Annotated in this window: 20 protein-coding genes and 1 riboswitch; of the genes, 12 read left to right on the top strand and 8 right to left on the bottom strand. The window is 64.2% G+C overall.

What is annotated here, in order from left to right:
* The first annotated feature begins 102 nt into the window (after nt 1-102).
* Nucleotides 103-279, top strand: a complete 177-nt coding sequence (locus AC1L34_RS01085; RefSeq protein ID WP_424294054.1) for a hypothetical protein — start codon at nt 103-105, stop codon at nt 277-279.
* Here AC1L34_RS01085 and AC1L34_RS01080 read toward each other — a convergent pair.
* Genes AC1L34_RS01080 through AC1L34_RS01065 form a run of 4 tightly spaced genes read right to left on the bottom strand, consistent with a single transcriptional unit; the run spans nt 257 to nt 4,512 of the window.
* Nucleotides 257-748, bottom strand: a complete 492-nt coding sequence (locus AC1L34_RS01080; RefSeq protein ID WP_480035042.1) for a (deoxy)nucleoside triphosphate pyrophosphohydrolase — start codon at nt 746-748, stop codon at nt 257-259. The genes AC1L34_RS01085 and AC1L34_RS01080 overlap by 23 nt on opposite strands.
* The gene (locus AC1L34_RS01075) at nt 745-1,776 is read right to left on the bottom strand and encodes an ABC transporter ATP-binding protein (RefSeq protein ID WP_424324208.1); all 1,032 of its coding nucleotides are present in this window, start codon (nt 1,774-1,776) and stop codon (nt 745-747) included. Before AC1L34_RS01075 ends, AC1L34_RS01080 begins: the two co-directional genes overlap by 4 nt.
* Nucleotides 1,776-3,413: an ABC transporter permease gene (locus AC1L34_RS01070; protein WP_424324212.1), complete on the bottom strand. Its 1,638-nt coding sequence runs from the start codon at nt 3,411-3,413 to the stop codon at nt 1,776-1,778. Before AC1L34_RS01070 ends, AC1L34_RS01075 begins: the two co-directional genes overlap by 1 nt.
* A gap of 43 nt (nt 3,414-3,456) precedes the next feature.
* Nucleotides 3,457-4,512 carry a thiamine ABC transporter substrate-binding protein gene (locus AC1L34_RS01065; RefSeq protein ID WP_424325656.1) on the bottom strand — a complete coding sequence of 352 codons (1,056 nt, stop codon included), beginning with the start codon at nt 4,510-4,512 and terminating at the stop codon, nt 3,457-3,459.
* Between the two features lie 263 nt (nt 4,513-4,775).
* Between AC1L34_RS01065 and AC1L34_RS01060 the strand changes: the two genes are divergently transcribed.
* The 3 genes from AC1L34_RS01060 (at nt 4,776) to AC1L34_RS01050 (ending at nt 8,234) form a co-directional block, all read left to right on the top strand.
* Nucleotides 4,776-5,630, top strand: coding sequence for an Rv1157c family protein (locus AC1L34_RS01060; RefSeq protein WP_424294057.1), 855 nt, complete (start codon nt 4,776-4,778; stop codon nt 5,628-5,630).
* Between the two features lie 262 nt (nt 5,631-5,892).
* On the top strand, nt 5,893-6,978 hold the full coding sequence (locus tag AC1L34_RS01055; protein WP_424324210.1) for a hypothetical protein: 1,086 nt from the start codon (nt 5,893-5,895) through the stop codon (nt 6,976-6,978).
* An 83-nt stretch (nt 6,979-7,061) separates the two neighbouring features.
* Nucleotides 7,062-8,234, top strand: coding sequence for a lipase family protein (locus AC1L34_RS01050; RefSeq protein ID WP_480035041.1), 1,173 nt, complete (start codon nt 7,062-7,064; stop codon nt 8,232-8,234).
* 21 nt (nt 8,235-8,255) lie between these two features.
* Here AC1L34_RS01050 and AC1L34_RS01045 read toward each other — a convergent pair whose 3' ends face one another.
* On the bottom strand, nt 8,256-8,798 hold the full coding sequence (locus tag AC1L34_RS01045; RefSeq protein WP_424294254.1) for a hypothetical protein: 543 nt from the start codon (nt 8,796-8,798) through the stop codon (nt 8,256-8,258).
* 33 nt (nt 8,799-8,831) lie between these two features.
* Here AC1L34_RS01045 and AC1L34_RS01040 point away from each other — a divergent pair, with 33 nt between their 5' ends.
* On the top strand, nt 8,832-9,395 hold the full coding sequence (locus tag AC1L34_RS01040; protein ID WP_424294253.1) for an HhH-GPD-type base excision DNA repair protein: 564 nt from the start codon (nt 8,832-8,834) through the stop codon (nt 9,393-9,395).
* A 51-nt stretch (nt 9,396-9,446) separates the two neighbouring features.
* Nucleotides 9,447-10,382 carry a hypothetical protein gene (locus AC1L34_RS01035; protein WP_424323943.1) on the top strand — a complete coding sequence of 312 codons (936 nt, stop codon included), beginning with the start codon at nt 9,447-9,449 and terminating at the stop codon, nt 10,380-10,382.
* Between the two features lie 11 nt (nt 10,383-10,393).
* Here the strand turns inward: AC1L34_RS01035 and AC1L34_RS01030 are convergent, their stop codons facing one another.
* Nucleotides 10,394-11,815, bottom strand: coding sequence for a hypothetical protein (locus tag AC1L34_RS01030; RefSeq protein WP_480035040.1), 1,422 nt, complete (start codon nt 11,813-11,815; stop codon nt 10,394-10,396).
* A gap of 89 nt (nt 11,816-11,904) precedes the next feature.
* Between AC1L34_RS01030 and AC1L34_RS01025 the strand changes: the two genes are divergently transcribed.
* The 5 genes from AC1L34_RS01025 to AC1L34_RS01005 all read left to right on the top strand — a co-directional run bounded on the left by AC1L34_RS01025 (nt 11,905) and on the right by AC1L34_RS01005 (nt 18,586).
* Entirely contained in the window at nt 11,905-14,313 is a 2,409-nt protein-coding gene (locus AC1L34_RS01025) for an acetyl-CoA acetyltransferase (RefSeq protein ID WP_424325168.1), read from the top strand.
* A 101-nt stretch (nt 14,314-14,414) separates the two neighbouring features.
* Nucleotides 14,415-15,938 carry a CoA-acylating methylmalonate-semialdehyde dehydrogenase gene (locus AC1L34_RS01020; RefSeq protein ID WP_424322936.1) on the top strand — a complete coding sequence of 508 codons (1,524 nt, stop codon included), beginning with the start codon at nt 14,415-14,417 and terminating at the stop codon, nt 15,936-15,938.
* A gap of 41 nt (nt 15,939-15,979) precedes the next feature.
* A complete protein-coding gene (locus tag AC1L34_RS01015; protein ID WP_424293924.1) occupies nt 15,980-17,158 on the top strand; it encodes an acyl-CoA dehydrogenase family protein in 1,179 nt (392 codons plus the stop codon).
* Entirely contained in the window at nt 17,155-18,024 is an 870-nt protein-coding gene (gene mmsB, locus AC1L34_RS01010; protein WP_424293923.1) for a 3-hydroxyisobutyrate dehydrogenase, read from the top strand. Before AC1L34_RS01015 ends, mmsB begins: the two co-directional genes overlap by 4 nt.
* 46 nt (nt 18,025-18,070) lie before the next feature.
* Nucleotides 18,071-18,586, top strand: coding sequence for a MarR family winged helix-turn-helix transcriptional regulator (locus AC1L34_RS01005; protein WP_424293922.1), 516 nt, complete (start codon nt 18,071-18,073; stop codon nt 18,584-18,586).
* Nucleotides 18,587-18,622: 36 nt separating this feature from the next.
* On the opposite strand, the gene AC1L34_RS01000 is transcribed toward AC1L34_RS01005, so the two are convergent.
* A complete protein-coding gene (locus tag AC1L34_RS01000) occupies nt 18,623-19,033 on the bottom strand; it encodes a hypothetical protein (RefSeq protein WP_424293921.1) in 411 nt (136 codons plus the stop codon).
* Nucleotides 19,034-19,089: 56 nt separating this feature from the next.
* A riboswitch (guanidine-III (ykkC-III) riboswitch) is annotated at nt 19,090-19,155 on the top strand.
* Between the two features lie 10 nt (nt 19,156-19,165).
* On the opposite strand from AC1L34_RS01000, the gene AC1L34_RS00995 reads away from it, so the two are divergent.
* A complete protein-coding gene (locus tag AC1L34_RS00995) occupies nt 19,166-19,480 on the top strand; it encodes a DMT family transporter (RefSeq protein WP_424293920.1) in 315 nt (104 codons plus the stop codon).
* A 49-nt stretch (nt 19,481-19,529) separates the two neighbouring features.
* Here the strand turns inward: AC1L34_RS00995 and AC1L34_RS00990 are convergent, their stop codons facing one another.
* Complete coding sequence (locus tag AC1L34_RS00990; protein WP_480035039.1) at nt 19,530-20,900, bottom strand: HNH endonuclease signature motif containing protein; 1,371 nt, start codon at nt 20,898-20,900, stop codon at nt 19,530-19,532.
* Nucleotides 20,901-21,239 lie beyond the last annotated feature (339 nt).

Here is a 21,239-nt window from a genome sequence, read left to right as displayed (position 1 = left end):
GATCATGCCGATAGCTGATCAACCCGTTAAGGGTACGGGAATCGGGAACCTTTTCGCGACGGGCTCTTGCGCGAATGTGGTTAGGCTGCGCTAATATCAGGCATGGGTAAGACGAGTCCGGCGAAGGTCGCGCAGCTGAAGCCGAAGAAGAAGTGCTGCAAGAAGTCGACCCGCTGCCTGCGTTGCCCCGTGGTCATCCACCGGATGGGAAAGCTCGACTGCAATCACATGTCGAAGAAGCAGGCCAACAAGGCTCTCAAGAAGGCCCGCGCTGCCTGAACTGCAGTTCAGCAACCATTTCTCGAACCCAACCGAGGTCATTCGGCACTATCGCGCCCGCATCCAATAGCTCGCTGAGACGGTCGGGATCGGCCCACTCGATGGCCCGATGTTCCAGCGCGCGAGGCGTTCCCGACACGATTTCGGCCCGCAAGGCGACCAGCGTCAAACCCGGTTTTGGTCGCACCACATCGGCGAGTTGCGCGCCCGCAAAAATCTCAACGTCGAGTTCCTCACATAATTCACGTGCGAGTGCCTGCGCGGGAGTCTCCCCGTGTTCGACCTTCCCGCCGGGGAGTTCCCACAGGCCGGCGACGTCGGCGGGATAGTCGCGCTGCGCCAACAGCATGCGCGACCCGGCAATGATGGCTCCGGCAACAACCAGAACATCGCTGACCTGTTCGGTGCCACGCTGGCTCGCCATCCCCTCGCTCTCGCTCGCTTCGCTCGTCATCGGTTCGATCTTCATCGGGCGATCACCGCCAACGCTCCAGCGTCGAGGCGAATCTGCACTCGATCGCCTGCTTTCACCGGATGCGAACTGATGCCCTCGAGGGTGGAACCGTCAGCGGTCGTGACGCGCACCCGCCACGAGGAGACCAGCGCCGCCGCATGCTCAATCACTGCGCCACCGTTCGGGTCCGGGCTGGCGATGACTGACTCGGGCCGCAAGGCCACCTCGCACGGGCCGTCGGTGACGCTGCCGAAACTCACATCGTCGGCGAGCGACGCGGTTCCGAATGCCGTCGTCAAAACTTGTTGACGCACACTTCCACTAACCACCGCCCGCGCTCCGAGAAAAGACGCCGTGTCGTGGTCGATCGGTCGATGCCACAGCCGCGACGCCGCATCGGTCTGCACGATGGTGCCCGCCCGCATCACCGACACCGCGTCGGCCATGAGGGCGGCCTCGCGGTGGTCGTGGGTCACGAGCACTGTCGGCGTACCCGCGGCACGGACGATTTCGCCAATCGCTTCGGCCAGTGATTCGCGCAGTTGCGAGTCGACGGCAGCGAGCGGTTCGTCGAGGAGGAGCAGTCGTGGTTCTGGGGCTAGGGCACGAGCCAGCGCGACGCGCTGTGCCTGTCCACCCGACAGCGCCGCTACCGGGCGGGACCCGTACCCCTGCAGGCGCACGAGGTCGAGCATTTCCTCGATCCGCCGCGAGGCTGCCGCGCCACGTATGCGGCGCCGAGCGAGGCCGTAGCCGATATTCTGCGCCACCGTCCGCCCCGGAAAGAGTTGCCCATCTTGGAAGACCACTCCAAAGTCACGGCGATGCGGCGGCACTTTCGCCAGATCCGTCCCGTCCCACGAGATCACGCCAGCGGCGACGGGTTCGAGTCCAGCCACGGCACGTAGCAGCGTCGACTTGCCGCACCCGGACGGACCCAGCAGCGCCGTCACCGCTTCGGTACCCGAACCAACCGACCAATTGACGCGATCGACGGCAGCGAAGCGCCCGTAGCGAACGGTCACGTCGTTCAAGGTCAGCATTAATCCTCGGCCTTTTCGCTAGTGAGTTTCGGGGCAGCCGGCGGGGACGCCGTCCGTGTCTGAGTGGCACCGCCGCCGAGCAGTTCAATGAGCGCGATAATCGTCGCACTCGCCGCAACCAGCAAGACCGACGCCGCCATTGCCGTCGCCAGGTTGTCCTGGCCGGGGCGTCCCATCAGAGATCCGATGAGCACGGGCAGCGTTGTGGTGTCTGCGCTGGCCAAGAATCGGGTGGCACCAAATTCTCCGATAGCCATGACAAATGCGAATCCGGCTGCCGCACACAGGGATCGGATAGTGAGCCGGAAGTCGACCGAGACTATGACGCGCAGTGGGCCGGCCCCGAGAGTGCGGGCGGCATCGCGCAGGCGCGGCGGTACCTGGTTTAACGCCGGGATCATGATGCCTGCGACAACCGGGATCGCCAGGAGTGCTTGGACCGCCGGAATCACCAGTGGCGACTGGGCCAGGTCGGCGGGCAGTTTCGAGACAACCAGCAGATAGCCGAAACCGAGTGTCACGGCGCTGACCCCCAGCGGGAGCACCGCGATCAACGCGGCGATCTGCGCAGGCCAGCCACCGCCGCGGGTTACCGACAGCGCGATGAGGCTCCCGACTATCACCGAGATCACCATCGCTGCCAGGCCACTGGTCAGCGAATACTTCATCGCGACGAATGCAGAATCGCCATAGGTGGCATCGGTGAGAGCGCGGTAGCCGTCCACTGTCCAACGACGACCGTCGGGCCGCACTGATCGCACCAGAAGCGCCGCCAGTGGCAACAATTGCCACACCGCAATCCAGACCAGAATGGTCACAACCGCGACCCACGCGAAGCCGCGCGGGCGGCGGTGATGCGCGCGCCCAACCGCCATCGGACCGCTCACGGTGCTGCGTCCCCCGACAATTCTCGCGAGCAGAAGGGCGCAGGCAACGACAGCGATCTGCAGCATCGAGAGCGTGACGGCTTCCGGGATCCGGAAATAGCCGACTGCCTGCTGGTAGATCTCGGTTTCCAGCGTGCGCGCAGTTCCGTTACCCAAGATCACGACGACGCCGTAGCTGGTGGAACAGAACAGGAACACCAGGGCGGCTGAGGCCGCGATCGCCGGCACAATTCGCGGCATCACCACGTCGACAAAGGCCCGCGACGCGGTCGCCCCTAGCGTTCGCGAAGCTTCGACAGTTCGCGGGTCTACCTGCTGCCAGGCGGCCGTCACCACGCGGACTACTACCGCGACGTTGAGGAAGATGTGCGCGAGGATGATCGCCGCCCAGCCCCCATCGATGCCGAGAAAGCTGAGCGGCCCGGTCAGCAAGGCACGGAAGGCCACGCCGACGACCACGGTCGGCAGCACAAACGGAACGGTGACGATGATGCGCAGCAGCGCCGATCCCGGGAGTTGGACGGTGGCCAGGAGCCAGACGATTGGGGCGGCGACCAGGACGGCCAGCACTGCCGATACCGCGGCCTGAGCAAGGGTGATCCACAGCAGATCCCAGCCGCCAGTCCGGGCCAGGAGTTCACTGACCCGGAGGCCGGTCCCGTCGTCGGCCGCTCGTCGGACGAGTTCGACGAGTGGCCACCCGAAGAGGAGGGCAATAAATAGCGCAGGTACCGCGGCCACCGCGCGCATGGTCGGCGAACCGCGCCGGGGAGTGCCAGTGTCAGTCAACGGCCTAGCCCTTGACGACCGCACGCCATTCGTTCAGCCATTCTTCGCGGTGGGCGCTGATGTAGGCGGGGGTCATGGTGACAGTCCACGCGGGGATGGGAGCTCGCTGTCGCCAACTAGCGGGCAGGGGTGTCCCCTTCTGTACCGGGTAGACGTACATGGAGGTCGGCAGTGCGGCCTGAACTGTCGAGCTCAGCATGAAGTCGACGAGCTTCTTCGCGCCCTCGGTATTGGCGGCACCGCGTAGAACGCCGATGTACTCCACCTGTGCGAAGCACGAGTCCAGGAGCGCACTGGTGCCGGGTGTCGCGGCCGGGCTTGATGCGTAAGACACGACGATCGGTCGCTTCCCGTGGCCGGCCCCCGCGCTGAATTCCTGGTTGTAGGCGACTTCCCAGCCGGAAACGATCTTTGCGCCGTTACTGACCATGCCGCGCCAGTAGTCCGGCGCGTGATTCCGGAACCGGCCAAGCGTCGCCAGCAGGAACCCCATGCCCGGCGACGACGTCGATGGATCCATCAAAACTGTCAGATCGCGGTATTTGGGCTCGGTGAGTTGATCAAACTGCGTCGGCGCTTCAATATCTCGGGTGTCGAACCAGGCGTCGTCGATGTTGATGCAGACGTCGCCGCGGTCGACGGCAGTCAGTTCGCCGGCCGACCCTTCGACGTTGAACTCGGCGGCGCCATTGGCCGCGGCGGGTGACACATAGGGCAGGAGTGCTTTGGCCTCGATGGGGCGAGCCGCAAAGGTGTTGTCAATACCGAAAACCGCGTCGCCCTTGGGGGATCCGGGTGTCAGGGAGATCGTGGCCGACAGCGCTCCCGCGTCACCGGAGTGCACGATTTTGAGTTTCATTCCGGTCTCGGTCTGGAACTGGTCGACGATTTCTTGCGGCAACTGGAATGAATCGTGCGTGAGGAGGGTGACCTCGTTGGCGCTGTCTTCGCCAGATCCGCATGCCGATAGCGTCGCTACCAGGGATATTGCCAGCGAGGCGACGATCATCGTGCGACCGGGTCGCCGAATGCCGCCGCTGCGGTTACCGAAAATTGCCATCGGTCTGCGTATCTCCTCGGTTGTGAGTCGCCGAAAAGTCTTCACTCGCGGCGCACTGGTTCCTCCTGAGGCGAATATAGCCAGTTGGGAACGGGTATCGGAATTTGCCGGACCAGACGAACGTAATCCCATGAAACACTTCCGTAACAATTTCCCCAGCAGCCACATATGCACCATCGAGTTGTGGTTAGAATCGCCGAGTTAGGTTTTTCGTGGATCTCTCTGAAAATCCCATTGCTCGACGACCGAATAGGATCACAGCTGTGCGATTTGCGCACCCCCGCCGCACCGCCGCCGCCATCGCGGCGGCTGCCGTCATCGCCCCCGCCCTGATCGTCCCTGCGTCCGCATCGGCAGCGCCGGCCGACGCCGCACCAAACACCCAGCAGGAATTGCCGATCCCGGATGCTGAGAACGCACCCGACGTTGATCCGCAGGTGCTGGAGTCGCTCGGTGCGCTGACCCCGGCGATTATCGGTTCGGCCGCCACGCGCGACTCTGACGGTAACGTCAACACGAACCTTCTTGCGCAGGTCAAGACGCTCGCCAATAACCCCGCCGTGCCCGCGCAGGCACAGGAGGTTTGGCGCTCGCTGATCGACTTCCTCGGCGAGCCTGGCGCCAGGGAAGCCGCCAAGACCTTTGAACTGGAAGCCAACCCGGCCGCCAAGAAGGACGATGCCCCCGACATCCCGACCGGCCCCAACAAGCCGCGAATCCAGCAGTTCCTGTACCCAACCCTGGGATTCGGATGCATGCCCGGTGGCGGCAACTCGGTTGGCATGGCCCTGGTGACCGCAGGCCCGCAGAAGGCTCCGGCACCCGGCCCGAAGAAGGGTCAGGCCGGCTACGTCTACACGAGTTTGGGAACCGGCCCGGCAATGCGCACGGCATTGACCGTCTCCTGGTTGAACATCGACAACGGTCGCACCGGCCAGCAGAACTTGCGCCCCAACCCGAAGATCAATGCAACCAAGGGCCCCGGCACCTTCACCGCGATTGCCAACACCGGCCGCGGCCGCATCGTCTCGACGATCTACGGAACGGTGACCACCAAGACCAAGGGTCGCGTTATCTCGTGCGGGATCGCCCCGACCATCGGCACTGCGATCATCTAGATAGCCGCCTTTTTCTCAGCACCGCGCCCCAGACTCGAAGTCTGGGGCGCGGTGCTTTTCTGCTAGCGCGATTTTGCATTGCCGATGCAAGTTTCCCGCCGGTCGCGGGGAGGTCACGACTCGGACTCGAGACTTGAGAAAGCCACTCCGACTTACTCATTATTAACTTGAGAAACATTAGTCACATCAGTCACAGCCGCAACATGGCCTGGTGACCGATGCTCGCTTTCAAGCATCTACGTTCGGGAGGACCCCTGTGACCATGCGCATGAACCGATCGATGCGGGTAGGAATCGCTGGCCTCGCCGTCGCCACCACCGCAGCCCTGAGCTTTCCCGCCGTCGCGCATGCTGAACCAGAGGCCGTTCCCCCCGCTGCTCCCGGCGCCCCCGCGCCCGACAACGCCACCCCGGCGCCGTCCGGAGCGACGACGCTGCCCGAGATTCCCGGCGATGCGGAACTGGCCGACCTGGTGAGCACGCTGAAAGCCACCGGCGGCACGGAAAAGGCTAAGGAGGCGTTGACAGCGATCCTCTCCTCAGATGGTCAGCTGGACCCGTCAAAGTACCTTGGCAGTACAGGCCTGCTCGACAGCATCGGCCTGGACTCATCCATCCTCGGCAAGCTCGGACTGGGCTCCGGAAGCCCGACCGCCCCCACCGACCCGGCAGCACCGACTGATCCAGCAGCACCCACAGATCCGACTGCCCCCACCGATCCGACTGCTACAGCGCCAGCTTCCCCGGAAGCACCCGTCGCTCCCGGCGCTCCGTCGCCGGCCGCTGATTCCACCACCATCGGCGCGGTGCCAGCGGCTGACGACATTCTGACCACCTTGCAGAAGGTAACGGGCGCCAACCTGTTAACCCCGGCAATTTCACCCCTGTGTGCCGATCCGACCTCCGACAATCCGTTGGGCCTCGCAACGGCACCGGCACTCGCCGTCCCCGGTCCCTGGCCGACGTTGAAGGCAAGCCAGCCGGGCATCCTGGGCGCGCTCGCCAACCTCTTGCCGAACAACGACCCCGACCTGTTGGCGGCGATCAAGTCGGACGAGACCGCTTACGCGATCGTTCCGCCGAGTAAGCCGGAGTCGGACAATTTCCAGGTCGCCTGGTTCAACACCTCCACGCTCCAGGGCGGCTTGGCCGATTTGAAGCCGATCTCGGAGTCTGCCGAAGCCGGACCGCTGAAGGAACTGCTCGCCAGCACTGAGAACTTCCACGGCATTCGGCTAGCGAAGGTCAAGACCGGTGACGGCACCATCCTGTCGGCCGTTTTCGGGACCACCACCCAGGCGGGACGGACCTGCTTCTTCCTGCCCGCCCTCGGTGCAGTCGAAAGTTAACGACACGACACGCCAGCACTGCTCGTCTCCCCTGATCTACATCCAACGATCTACCTCCATCTTGCCCGCAAAGGACCCCCATAATGACCACCGCGAAGAGCCGGTTCACCCGCACCCGCGTCGGGAAGACCCTGGTCGTGACCACGGCTGCCGCAGCAGTGGCCGTCGGTAGTGTGACTGGCGCTCGAGCTTTCGCTGACCCGGCCGAGGCGGTGCCGGAGCAAGGTGGTCAGACCGCGGGATCGGTGTACGCCAACCGCGTCATCGCTCCCACAAGTCTCATCGCCGGCGCTGCCCGCGGCCAGGAGTACACCTACTGGTCGCCGGGTTCGGACGAACGGCTTCACCTGTCGACCGCAACGCTGCTGGAGCCGAAGGGTAAGACGCCGAGCGCCGGTTGGCCGGTATTGGTGTGGGCCCACGCCTCGAATGGCTGGAATCAGTCGTGCGCGCCGTCAAAGACCCGCAACGGTGCCGACGACGCCGCAGTGACACGCCTGTTGAAGCAGGGCTACGCGGTGATCTCGCCCGACTATGCCGCGGTCGGCATGCCCGGCGCGCCCCAGTATTCCGATGTGAGCGCCACCGCCCACAACATCGTCGACGCGGTGCGCGCGGGGAGCGACGTCGGCGAGTCCGATCTGTCGCCGAAATGGGCCGTGGTCGGTGAAGGACAGGGCGCTTCTGCCGCCGTTGAATTGGCCCGAAACGGCGCATCGTGGCAGTCGGGCAGACTCGACTTCCGCGGCGCCACCGCCACCAGCATTCCCGCCGGCTACGACGACCTCGTCACGAATCTGAGCCCATCGTCGCAGCCGGTCCCGACGGGCGTCGTCGCCGATGTGCTCTACACGCTTGCCGCCCAGGAGCCAGACGATGTGAAGTCGATCCTTTCAACACGCGGCACCGCGCTCGTCGAGCAGGCTCGCACCCTGTGTAGCGCCGCCCTCGCCAAGGAGATAGGCGGCACGCAGCTCGCGGACCTGGTGTCGCGGCCGCTGTCGTCGAACGCGAAACTGGCTGCGGCGCTGCGTAAGTCGCTGGCTATCCCGTCACGGGGCTTCAGTCGCCCGGTGTTGATGAGTCAGCGACTCATGGATCCGACGGTCGTAGTCCCGACCTCGCTGGAATACGTGACACAGGCCCAGTTCGCGAGCAACAAGGTCACGATGAAGACCTACCTGACCGGTGATGACGCGGCGGCCCGCAAGCAGGAACGCTCGGCCGTCGACGCCTACCTCGAGGACCTCTTCTAGCGTCGAGCCGACACCAGCAACCTAGACGACGGCGCTACTGCGGCACGACGAGTACTGCGGGTTCACCATCGGGTTGAACGCGAGGGCACCGATCTTTTGATGGATGGTGAAGGAGACCTTGCCTCGCCCCGGGTGCAGGACTGCTTCCCAGTCCGCGTTCCGCGCTCGGGTCGGGACGCGGACCGACCCCTTGCGGCCAGTGGTGACATTGCGCCAGTTCACGGTTGTCAGAGTGGTCACTTCAACAAACGGTCCCACGCCGTTGGTGTTGTTGGCCGCCAAGGAAATTGAGGGGCCGGGCAGTCCGTCCGATGCGGTTCCGCCGGTATAGATGTCGACCTTGATCCTAATCGGCGCACTTGGCCACGGGTTGGCACTGTTGCACGAGATGGTCCGGACAAATTTGCCGTCCCACGGGATTGCCGAAGCGGTCGGCGCGCTGACTACCCCAACCGCAACGACCGACGCGGTCGCTGCGACAACGGCACCGACTCGGGCGGCATACCTCTTAGAGGTTCGGCCACTGTGACTGTTGACGTTTGCACGTGAGTTTCCGCTGCGCATGTGTGGGAGTGTGCCAGCATCTACGATCCTTGTATGGGAAGACTCCAAATTGCCCAGGAGCGCGCCGCCGACGACCTCCTGTCGACAAATGCCTTTGCCTTGACGACCGGCATGCTGCTTGACCAGCAGTTTCCAATGGAGCGCGCCTTTGCTGGCCCGGCAAAAATTCTAGACCGATTCGGCACCCTCGATCCGGTGGCAATTGCCGCCGCCGATCCCGAGACGTTCGCCGATTTGTGCGCGACGCCGCCCGCCGTCCACCGTTATGGCCGGTCGATGGCCGAACGGATCCAGCAGCTCGCACGAGTGGTAGTCGACGAATACGACGGCGACACCGCCGCAATCTGGACTACCGCCAAAACCGGAGAAGAACTCTTCCGCCGCGTCCGGGCACTTCCCGGATTCGGCGAGCAGAAAGCCAAGATCTTCGTCGCCCTGCTGGCCAAGCAGTTGGATGTGAAGCCACGCGGCTGGACCAAAGTGACCGGCGACTACGGACGCAAGGGCTACCGGTCAGTCGCCGATGTCACCGATCCCGACTCGCTCCAGCGAGTTCGCGACTTCAAGAAGGCCGCGAAAGCCGCAGCCAAGCAGTAGACGGCACTAAGCGGTAGGGCCCGGATGTGTCTGCCGCTACAATCTACAACCATGAATAAAAGCGCGAACGATGTTCGTACCGCGATAAGAATCCCGATACGCATTGGTTTCGCGACTGCTGGCATCGCTCTGTCGACCCTCGAGTCGGTGCTCAACGTCGCCCGCCTCACCGCCGAGAGCGTGGAGAGCGAAGTTAATTCTGTGATCGGCATCAACGGCGGCGGCGAGATCGCCACCGTCCGCGCACCACTGACGATCCTGGCCCAGGTTGCCGACCTACTAAGCCCCGACCGACCCTTCGGTCGCATTCTCGCCAGCGGCGGGCCGCTCGATCGCCTAATTCAGCCGGGCGGTGTGATCGACCGTTTGACCGCGCCCGACGGGCTCCTTGAGAAACTGACCGAGCGCGGCGGGCTACTCGACCAGATGACCGACGAAAACGGCATCTTGATGCGCGTGGCATCGAAGGGCGGGCCACTGGACCGGCTAACCCGCGAAGGCGGAGTCGTCGACCAGTTCACCGACAACGAAGGCATCTTGGAGCGCATTACGTCCGAGGGCGGCATCGTCGACAAGTTGACGGCGCCGAACGGAGTGCTGGAGAAGCTGTCTCAGCCGGGCGGCGTCCTCGACCGCGCGGCCAGCGACGAAGGCCTCCTCGACCAACTTCTCGGCGCCGACGGCGCGCTGGAAAAGCTGATCGCCCCCGGCGGACCGCTCGACAAGTTCACCGAACTGTCCGAAACTCTCGCTTCCCTACCGCCGAACTTGGCCGCCATGCAGGAAACAGTCGATCACCTCAACGAAGTGGTCGAATTGCTGAACGCGTCGGTTGCGCCGATTGGCGGACTCGCCGACCGCCTCCCCAAACGCCTGACCCGCGGCACCGGCGGTACTGGCGGGGCCGGCGGGGCCGTGACCCAGACGCGCCCGCAACTCGCCGGTGACCCGACCGACGACGCCGCCAGCCGCTACCCCGGGCGTTAGGCGCCCGAGGATTAGGCGTTGAAGACGGCTTCCAATGCCGCCACGTAGCGGTCGAGTTGCGCTTCGGCCATCGAGCGCGAGGCGATGGAGATCGTCACGACGTCACCGATGCCGTGGACGCCGTGACTAAGTCCGTGGACTGCCGATAGTGCGGGAAAGCCAGCGGTAAACAACACGCGTCCACCTCCGAGGGCGAGGTCGTCGGTTCCGCGATTGACCGACGAGACGATGGTCGTACCTGCCACCCGCGCCGGGGTAGCCGACGCCGCATTCATCACCACCGCGAGTGACTCAAGGACTGCGGGAGCCTGGGCGGCAGCTCGTCGTTCGGCACGCCGGACGGGGGCGTCATCGCGAACCCGAGCATCGCGGAGTTGTTGGTCGATGACCATGGCGCGGTCGGCTAGCGGCAGATCGCTCCGCAGGTCGATACCGGTGGTAAAGAAGTTGTTGCGTTGACCCGCAACCGGCTCGCGCGCAATGGTCACCTCAGCGACAACTCGACCGTCGCTAGATCCGCCTATCTCTGGCAGGACCGTGCCGAGGACTGCGAGCACGCCGGTCGTCACCGAAGGTCCACACAGTCGGACCCGCTCGCGTGGAACCGTCACGGTACGAAGACGAGTGATCTTGGGCGCGGCCACCGCTGGAGCCGAGACATTGAGCCGGGTCGGAACGATCGCCGCTGGTGTCGTGGACGGAAGGTCGTGTTCTCCTGCGGCTTCGGTCGGCCCCGCACGCCTCCAGGCGTCAATGCCCAAGGCCATGGCCGCGGCCAACTTGGGGAGCGTTGTCATCAAACCGACACCGGCAGCGCACGCGTCGGAGACGTAACCCCACATCGGCACTCGCCGGGACCACTCTTCTCCGCTGCGCTGGCCCGATGAGGCGCTTCCCGCTGGCGGGCCTTCCGCTGACAGTAGGCACCGCGCGATGGCAGATGCGGTACGACCGTCACCGAGCGCATGCGACATCTGCAGGACGACCACCCGACCGTGTCCGCCGGCTGCAGTTGGCAACTGGGTCAGGTCCCCAAAGACGTGCACGCGCCACAGTTCGTCGGGGGTTCGCCCGCCCGCTGCTGGCCCCCTGTCCATCATGTCGGCGATCGTCAGGAGGCAGTCCTCCCAGGTGTCGCCCGGGTGCAGACGAAACTGGTCATCGCGTATCGGGGTCCGCGTCCAGCGCGGGAAATCAAGATTCCCGGGCACCGGGTCGATCCGAAGGTGCAGGTCCGCGATTCGGTCCGCGCGCTCACGCAACTCGCCCAGGATCGCCCCTTCCCTGTGGTTGCCGTCCCGGTGGTTGCCGTCCCTGTGGTTGCCGTCAGCACCGTCCGCACTGAGGGCAAAGGCGTATAGCAGGAATTGGTCGGTAGGCGAATTCAGTGACCGCCAATACATCGCGGCGTCGGGTGGGCTGAGCGCTCGCACCGGACCTCCTCACCATCCGTCATTGTCACCGTGGGCATAATTCGTTGCAGTGCAGGCGTCGCACGCGCGACGTCGAGAAAGGCAACGACGTGTCCAGCAGTTCCCACTCCGCAACTTCAACTTTCGAGGAGCTGGGTCTCAATCCGACCACCCCGGTCATCGTAGGCGTTGGGCAGGCGGCCGAACGCCTGGACGACCCCGATTATGCGGCGCTCGGCGAGGCCGACTTAGCTGCGCGGGCAGTCACTGCAGCTCTTGCTGACGCCGGCGTCAACCAGGTCGCCCTGGCGGCGTCCGTCGATACCGCAGTTGCCGTTCGGTCATTTGAGAACTCCAGCCCGGCGTCCCAGTCACCATTTGGTCGACCGGACAACATGCCGCGCGCGGTCGCCGCTCGGGTCGGTATGGAGCCGCGACGCGCGGTTGTCGAAGTGACCGGTGGGCAGAGCCCACAGCACCTGGTGAACGAGTTTGGAGCCGAAATTGCTGCCGGTCGAGCCCACGCGGTGGCGCTGTTCGGGGCCGAAGTGATGTCGACGGTGAGGCACGCACAGCGCAGCACTGACAGTAAACCCAACTTCGCCGAAACGATCGGCGGCCAACTCGAAGACCGCGGGTACGGAATCGGCGGCCTCATCTCCATTGAGGAGGTGAAACACGGGATCGTGATGCCGACTGCCCAATATTCGATTATCGAGAATGCCCGACGCCACCGGCTAGGGATGTCGGGAACCGAATACGCCCGATCGATGGGCGAATGGTTTGCCCCGATGACACGGGTCGCTGCCGAGAATCCGTTCTCGGCATCGACGGACGTGCACTCGGCCGACGACCTGTCGACACCCTCAGAGGGCAACCGGAGGGTCAGCGTCCCGTACACTCGTCGGCTGATAGCCCGCGATCAGGTCAACCAGTCAGCGGCCGTGATCCTGATGTCGGTCGCTTCTGCGCAGGCGGCAGGTATCGCGCCGGACCGCTGGGTGTTTCTACACGGACACGCCGACACCAGCGCTCAGCCGCTGCTGGGGCGACCCGATATCTCACGCGTTCCCACATCCGTCGCCGCCGTCCGTGAGGCGCTGCGCATGGCCGGGGTCTCCTTGGATGACGTCCACCACTTGGACTTCTACAGTTGCTTCCCGATCGCAGTCTCGCACGTGGCCGACGAATTGGGGCTCAAGCCCGACGACCCGCGCGGGCTCACGGTGACCGGCGGGCTCCCCTACTTTGGCGGCCCCGGAAACAACTATTCGATGCACGCGATCGCCGAGATCGTGCAGCGCGCACGGCGGGCACCCGGCAGCTTCGGGCTGGTGGGCGCGAACGGCGGGATGCTCAGTAAGTACTCGGTCGGCTTGTACTCCACCATCCCGACGCGGTGGCGGCCGTCGACCTCCGCTGGCATTCAGGCGGAACTGGACCGCGAAGGGTCGGTGTCCCTGGCCCGTTTCCCGAACGGTGAAGCAACAATCGAGTCGTTCGTGGTGATGTCCCCGGACTCGGGCCGACCGGCGGCCACCATCGTCGGGCGACTCGCGGACGGTTCCCGCTTCATGTCCGTGGCTGACTCGGATGACACCGACTTGCTCGAACTCCTGTCCGGCGACGCCGATCCCATCGGAACTACCGTGTATGTGCGGTCGACACCGGAGCGCAATTTTGTTGCGCTGTCGCGCGAAGAACTCGATACCCGCCATCCGCTGCCGCCGGTCGGGTTCGCCCAGCGCTACGAACATCTGGAGGTGCATTGTGATCGCCAAGTGCTTGAGATCACGATCAGGCGTCCCGAATCGCGCAATGCCTTGGATGCCACCACCAATGCCGAACTCAACGCAGTCTTCGACGCCTATTTTGCCGATCCCGACTTGCGAGTGGCGATTCTGACCGGCGCAGGCGACCGCGACTTTTCGGCAGGCAATGATCTGGCTGCGGGAGCGTCCGCTGCCGGATTCTCGATGCCCGCCAACGGGATTGCCGGACTCACGTCACGGCGGGAGATGCCTAAGCCAGTGATTGCCGCTGTCAACGGCGATGCCCTCGGCTCGGGTCTGGAGATTGTCCTGGCTTGCCACATCGCGGTGGCCGATAGCGAAGCAATGTTCGGGTTGCCCGAAGTCACAATGGGCCTGGTGTCGGGTGCGGGCGGACTTGTCCGACTGCCGCGAGCGATTTCACCGATGCTGGCGCGCGACATGGTCTTGACCGGTCGGCGCATTGACGCCGCCGAGGCGCTGGCACACGGATTGCTGTCCCGCGTCGCACCGCACGGATCGGTGCTCGAAGTTGCGCGAGCAGTAGCGGCCGACATCTTGGCTGCCTCGCCCGTCGCGATCAGTTCGTCCTTGGAATCGATGGAGCGCACGCAGACCCAATCCGACGTGGTCGACGCGGTCCTCGACAGCATGACCGCGTTCGACACCGTATTGGTCTCCGAGGACCATCACGAGGGAATTGCCGCGTTGGCCCAGAATCGGGAACCGCAATGGAAGGGTCGATGACCTGCACTGATCGCTAATATCCGCGCAACCCTTGAATTACTTGGACATCCAAGTATATCGTGGTGGCCGTCACCAAAACGGATGCCCACGGAAGGACTCGCATGACTGCGTTGCGAACCATCGATCACTACTTGAACGGCGCACACGTCGCTGGAACCGGCGCCACCGCCGACGTCTACGACCCAAGTACCGGCCAGGTTCAGGCGACGGTTCCCCTCGCCTCGACAGCGGAGGTCGACAATGCCGTCGCCATCGCAAAGGAAGCGCAGAAGACGTGGGCCGCGTTCAATCCGCAGCGCCGCGCCCGCATCCTGATGAAGTTCATTGCTCTCGTCAACGAGAACATGGATGAGCTAGCCGAACTGCTGTCCAGCGAGCACGGTAAGACTCTCGAAGATGCTCGCGGCGACGTGGTTCGCGGCCTCGACGTCATGGAATTTGCCGTCGGCATCCCGCACCTCCTCAAGGGCGAGTACACCGAGAACGCTGGCACCGGCATTGACGTCTACTCGATGCGCCAGCCGCTAGGCGTGGTTGCCGGAATCACGCCGTTCAACTTCCCGGCGATGATTCCCCTGTGGAAGGCGGGCCCGGCCTTGGCTTGCGGCAACGCCTTCATCCTCAAGCCATCTGAGCGTGACCCGTCGGTCCCGGTCCGTCTTGCCGAGATCTTCAGCGAGGCAGGACTGCCCGATGGCGTATTCCAGGTGGTGCACGGTGACAAGACCGCCGTCGACGCGCTGCTGGTGCACCCGGATGTGAAGGCCGTGGGCTTCGTCGGGTCGACCGACATCGCGCAGTACATCTACGAGACGGCTGCAGCCAACGGCAAGCGCAGTCAGTGCTTCGGCGGCGCCAAGAACCATATGATCATCGCCCCGGACGCCGACCTCGACCAGGCTGTTGATGCACTCGTCGGTGCCGGATACGGTGCCGCTGGCGAGCGATGCATGGCGATCTCGGTGGCCGTCCCAATCGGCGACGCGACCGCTGATGCGCTGCGCGCCAAGCTGATTGAGCGAGTCTCCGCACTCCGTGTCGGCCACAGCCACGACCCGAAGGCCGACTACGGCCCGCTGATCACCGCGGCCGCCCGCGACCGCGTGATCGATTACATCAATCAGGGCGAGGCCGCTGGTGCCGATCTGGTGATCGACGGACGCGGCAAGGGCTCCACCGACGCCACGTTTGAGGGCGCCGACCTGTCGGGCGGCTACTACGTCGGCCCCACCCTGTTTGACCACGTCACCAAGGACATGTCGATCTACACGGACGAGATCTTCGGCCCGGTGGTGTGCATCGTCCGCGCGCACGACTACGAAGCAGCCCTCGCCCTCCCGACCGAGCACGAGTATGGCAACGGCGTGTCGATCTTCACCCGCGACGGCGACACGGCACGCGACTTCACCTCCCGCGTCGAGGTCGGGATGGTCGGCGTCAACGTGCCGGTCCCCGTCCCCGTGGCCTACCACACGTTCGGCGGCTGGAAGCGTTCCGGTTTCGGCGACCTGAACCAGCATGGACCTGCGTCGATTATGTTCTACACGAAGACCAAGACGGTCACGTCGCGCTGGCCTTCGGGCATCAAGGAAGGCGCCGACTTCGCTATGCCGCAGATGCACTGATCCGACGACCGACGAGAGAAAAGGCACCGGCAGGAATCCCCATGCCCTATCCGAAGTTGCTTGATGACGACCGGATCGTGGTCGAAGCGGCGCGCGATTTCGCCCGCAAGCGGTTGGCACCGTATTCCCTCGAATGGGATGCGCAATCGCACTTCCCTGTCGACGAGATGCGGGAGGCCGCTTCTCTGGGAATGGCAGGCATCTACACGAGCGAGGACGTCGGCGGTTCCGGTCTACGCCGGATCGACGGGGTGCGGATCTTTGAGGAACTCGCGAAGGCCGACCCGGTCACCGCAGCGTTCCTGTCGATCCACAACATGTGCACGTGGATGGTCGACACGTACGGCACCCCCGCTCAACGCGAGCGGTGGGTGCCGAAGATGGCGTCGATGGAATTCATCGCCAGCTACTGCCTCACCGAACCGGGTGCCGGTTCGGATGCCGCAGCGCTGTCGACATCTGCACGGCGCGACGGCGACGGCTTTGTCCTCCGCGGGAGCAAGCAGTTCATCTCCGGCGGTGGCGTCTCCGACGTCTACGTGGTGATGGCGCGCACCGGCGATGCCGGCGCACGCGGGATCTCCACATTTGTGGTGCCAAAGGATGCGCCAGGTCTCTCGTTTGGACCACCCGAGGCGAAGATGGGTTGGAACAACCAGCCGACCGCACAGGTGATCTTCGACGACGTCCGGGTGCCCGCCGACGCCTTACTCGGCGGCCCGGACGCTGAAGGCACCGGCTTCTCCATTGCCATGAACGGACTCAACGGCGGGCGGCTGAATATTGCCGCGTGCTCATTGGGTGGAGCACAGTCCGCATACGACAAGACGTTGGCGTACACCGCAGAGCGCGAAGCGTTTGGTAAGCCGCTGATCCAAGAGCCGACGATCGCAGCGACGCTCGCCGACATGGCGATCGCACTCGAGGCCTCACGACTAATGCTGTGGCGGGCGGCCGATGCGCTCGATGCGGACGACCCAGACAAAGTCGAATTGTGCGCGATGGCGAAGCGATTCGTCACCGAGAGCTGTTTCACTGTTGCTGACCAGGCATTGCAGTTGCATGGCGGCTACGGCTACCTGCATGAGACAGGTATTGAAAAGATCGTCCGGGATTTGCGGGTGAACCGCATTCTTGAAGGAACCAACGAAATCATGCGGATGGTGATTGGCCGTGCTGAAGCACAGCGCGCCGCCGCAAGCCAGAAGGGCACACGATGAGCAGAATCGCTTTCCTCGGACTCGGTCACATGGGTGGACCGATGGCCGCGAATCTCGTTACCGGCGGACACGAGGTAGTTGGTTTCGACCTCGTCCCCGAACTGCTGTCAGCGGCTGTCGCGACCGGAGTTAAGGCGGCGACATCGGCCGAAGAGGCCGTCTCGGGCGCTGACGCCGTCATCACGATGTTGCCGAGCGGCGCTGCGGTACGCGCGGTGTACGAAGCGGTGATCCCACATGCGACACCGGGTCAGCTGTTCATTGATTCGTCGACAATCTCCGTCGAGGATGCACGCGCCGTGCACGACATGGCCGAGGCCGCCGGATTGATGCAGCTCGATGCGCCGGTGTCCGGCGGAGTGAAGGGTGCGACGGCAGGAACGCTGGCGTTCATGGTTGGCGGCAGTGCGACGTCGCTGGCGGCGGCGCAGCCGATTTTGGCACCCATGGCGGGAAAGGTCGTGGCATGCGGTGGCTCGGGCAACGGCCAGGCAGCCAAGCTGTGCAACAACATGATCCTGGCGGTGCAGCAGATCGTCGTCGGTGAGGCATTCACGCTCGCCGAGAAACTCGGATTATCGGATCAGGCACTCTACGACGTCGTCACCGGGGCGACCGGCAACTGCTGGGCGCTGCAAGCCAACTGCCCGGTTCCCGGTCCGGTGGAGTCGGCACCGTCAACAAACGAGTTCCGTCCGGGTTTTGCAACGTCCCTGATGAACAAGGACTTGCACCTGGCAATGGACGCGGTGTCGAAGACCGGTGCGACTGCCCCCTTGGGGTCACATGCCGCGAAGCTGTATGACGAATTCGCGTCGGAGCACAGCGACTTGGACTTCAGTGCCATAATCGAGACGCTGCGCTGAGCTGACAACAGACGGGCCGCCAGCAATAGTCGTTGGAGGGAGTGGCGTGGCCGAGGTTGATCGCGAGTCCAGTCTGCATGACCCGATTGCCTTGGCCCGTCGCAACTGGGAGGACGCCGGTTGGGGTGGCGACATCGCCGACGGCATGGAGGCGGTCACTTCAGTGATGCGCGCGCATCAGATTATGCTGGCGCGCGTCGAGCAGCAGTTGAAGCCGTTCGGCCTCACCTTCGCCCGGTACGAATTGTTGCGACTCCTTGCCTTCACTCGGCAGGGCTCGCTCCCCATTTCGAAGGCGAGCGATCGTCTGCAAGTTCACGTTTCGTCGGCGACGCATGCGATTGCTCGGCTTGTCGATGCGGGTTTGGTGGAGCGGATCCCGCACCCTACGGATGGTCGGACCACGTTGGTCTCTATCACCACTGACGGTCGTGACCTAGTCGAGAAGGCCACCATCGTGCTGAACGGCGGCGTGTTCGCCGATGTGGGAATGCCGGTCGAGCAGTCTCGTCAGCTGGTCGACGCCATCCGCACCCTGCGGCACTCCCACGGCGACTTTTAGCGTCGGCTACCGGCGTCGGTGGCGCCCCGACCGGGGCTAGTCGATGGCCGTATCGAATTCGATGAATCGGACGCGTCGCCCAGGATTGGTGTTGGTTTGATTCGCGCGCAGGGCGTCGAGTTCGTTTGCGAAGATTCGTTCCACCCGCGCTCCCGAGCTGGGCGAACCATCGGAGACCACTACTGCCCACACTCCGTTGCCAGCACCGCTGCTCACCGGTTGGGTTTCCGTTTTCGGTTCCGGACGGACTTGGGAGCTGTGGCCGCTTTCGGTCGCGGAGCGTGGGCGCACTGCGGTGGCGGCAATGTCTGCCCAGGCTGCGGTAGCACGCGGGTTTTCGAGCGCCTGCCGAAGGAGTCGGCGTAGTCCGTCACCGGCTTCGCGCGCGAAGCGATCGAAGTCGTCGGGTCCCCGGTCGTCGGGTCCGAAGTCATCTGTTGTGGCCATGGTCTCCATCCTCCTGATGAACTGGCTGCCGCGCCACCAAGTTAGTACCGTCAACGCTGTTGCCTGCATTTCAGGTACCCGGACGAGCCCGCCGTACCCGGACCGCGACAAGACGGTGGTTGAGGAATTCTCATGCACTGGCTCGTGCTCATCATTTCCGGCGTTTTTGAGGCAGTCTGGGCAACGGCGCTCGGCAAATCTGAGGGCTTTTCACGCCTCGGACCGAGCATCATTTTTGCCATCACTGTCGTCATCAGCATGGGCGGACTCGCCTTCGCCATGCGTGAGCTCCCGACCGGCACCGCGTATGCGGTGTGGGTCGGCATTGGTGCCTCGGGCGCGGTGGCCTACAGCATGATGACCGGTGCCGAGGCTGCCAGCATCGCAAAGATCGTCTGCATCATAGCGATCGTCGCTGGCGTTATTGGCCTGAAGCTAGCGAGCTAACCCCACCCCGGGCTGGATCACTCCACCCCCATCGCCGTTCGACCGCCCCTTACGCTGCCGCATCCTCGGCCACCGTAAGGGTGCGTCGCGCGTGCGACCGCACCACTCGACGCTTACTGCCCGGGCGAGCCGGGTCGGCCGGAATAATGAACCACGGATGATGATCGGTCCCCATGAAGACTTCCCAGCCTCCGTGGTGAACCTTCGTGTGGTGCATCCGGCACAACAGCACCGAACTCGCCAGACTGGTCTCCCCGCCCTCCGACCACGGAACAATGTGGTGCGCATCGGTCCACCCGACCGGACGCCCACACCCCGGAGCCGCACAACCCCGATCCCGAGCCTCCAGGCCCTTACGGATCTGGACCGTCACCGCCCGATGCTCCCGCCCCACATTGAGAGCCGACCCGTCACCATCAACCTCAATCCGACGAAGCGCGGCATCACACAGAACCAAACCCACGGTCGGACTCGACACCGGCCCGGTAAACTCAAGCGAAGCAACCTGCCCCGCACCGCCGGCACCCGAACCTGCACTCCCCGAGCCAGATCCGACCGCAACGGGGACCAACAGACTCACGTGCGGCAATACCCCACCGTTGGTCGGCCGGTCATTCCGGGCCAAGTACGTCCGCACAATCTGAACGAACGCATCTGCCCGACGCTGCCCAGCATTGCGCGGGTCCCGACTCCCATCGGGCTGCAACACCGGCCGACACAGCGGATCTAGGGCCTGCAACAGTTCCTCACCCAGTACCGCATCCACATCGATCGCGACATTGGTCCGACCGTCAGCCCCGACCACCACACTCATCTCGTTGAGCTCAACGTTCTCCGCAACCGGAACCCCATCGAAGCCCTCCTCAACAATGGGCTCCAACTCGATCGCGAGCTCCCGAGCCCGATTCCGAACATCGGAGGGACGCTCCTGCACCATCAACCGCCGAGCCACCTGGAGCTCGGCTTCCGAATCAAGCTCAACCCGCTTGCCAACAAAGGCCAAGCCCTCACCAACAGCATCGGCATGCTCAATAGCGACCCCACCAACCCGAGCCTGCGAAGCCAGCCCCGCCAACGCTGGCACCGACTCAAACGCCTTCCCCACCCGCGACAACCGGTAAGCCACCGCTGGCGGAACACCCAACCCCAACAACAGATCCACCCCGGTCTTCAACCGCTTACGCGCTGGAACCCCGATCCGCGCGGCACTCTGCACCGTCTGAGCCAAGAGCGTGTTCGCGACATTCAGCAAACGCACCCCTTCCACCAGCACAGCGAGCACCTCGCGATCGTCGGCCCCCGTAGACGAAGCCCCAGCCAGCAAACCCGCGAGCGACCCAGCACCGGCCTCGCTCTCCACCCCGGAGAGCTCATCCGACAGCCGATCAGCGAACTCTTTGACCACTTCAGAAACGCTCATGACGCCTCCCCTTTCGAGTAACGAGCGGTAACCACCTTTTGCCGTCGCACCACCCCCCCTTACTTCCTCAGCAGTGCCGTGGAAGCAGTTGGTGTCGCCGTGTGCCGCGACGCGCTTTTAAGTTTTCAAAGAACACCATCCACTCGAACAAACCCGAGTAGCTGATGTGATCTACGTTACTCTGACGATTTGACTAGCACAAGTGTTCGATAGAAAGAACATAGACCGCTTCTGACCAGTGCATAAGCTACGGCTCGGCCACCCCAATACGAGCCGCAATCACGGCCGCATGATCATTTCCCGCAACTCGGTGAGCGCGGCCAAACTGTTCGACCGCAT

Source organism: Gordonia sp. 34D, from assembly GCF_056682775.1.
Note: the sequence above shows the minus strand (reverse complement) of the source record. Positions and strands in the feature narration are given on the sequence as shown.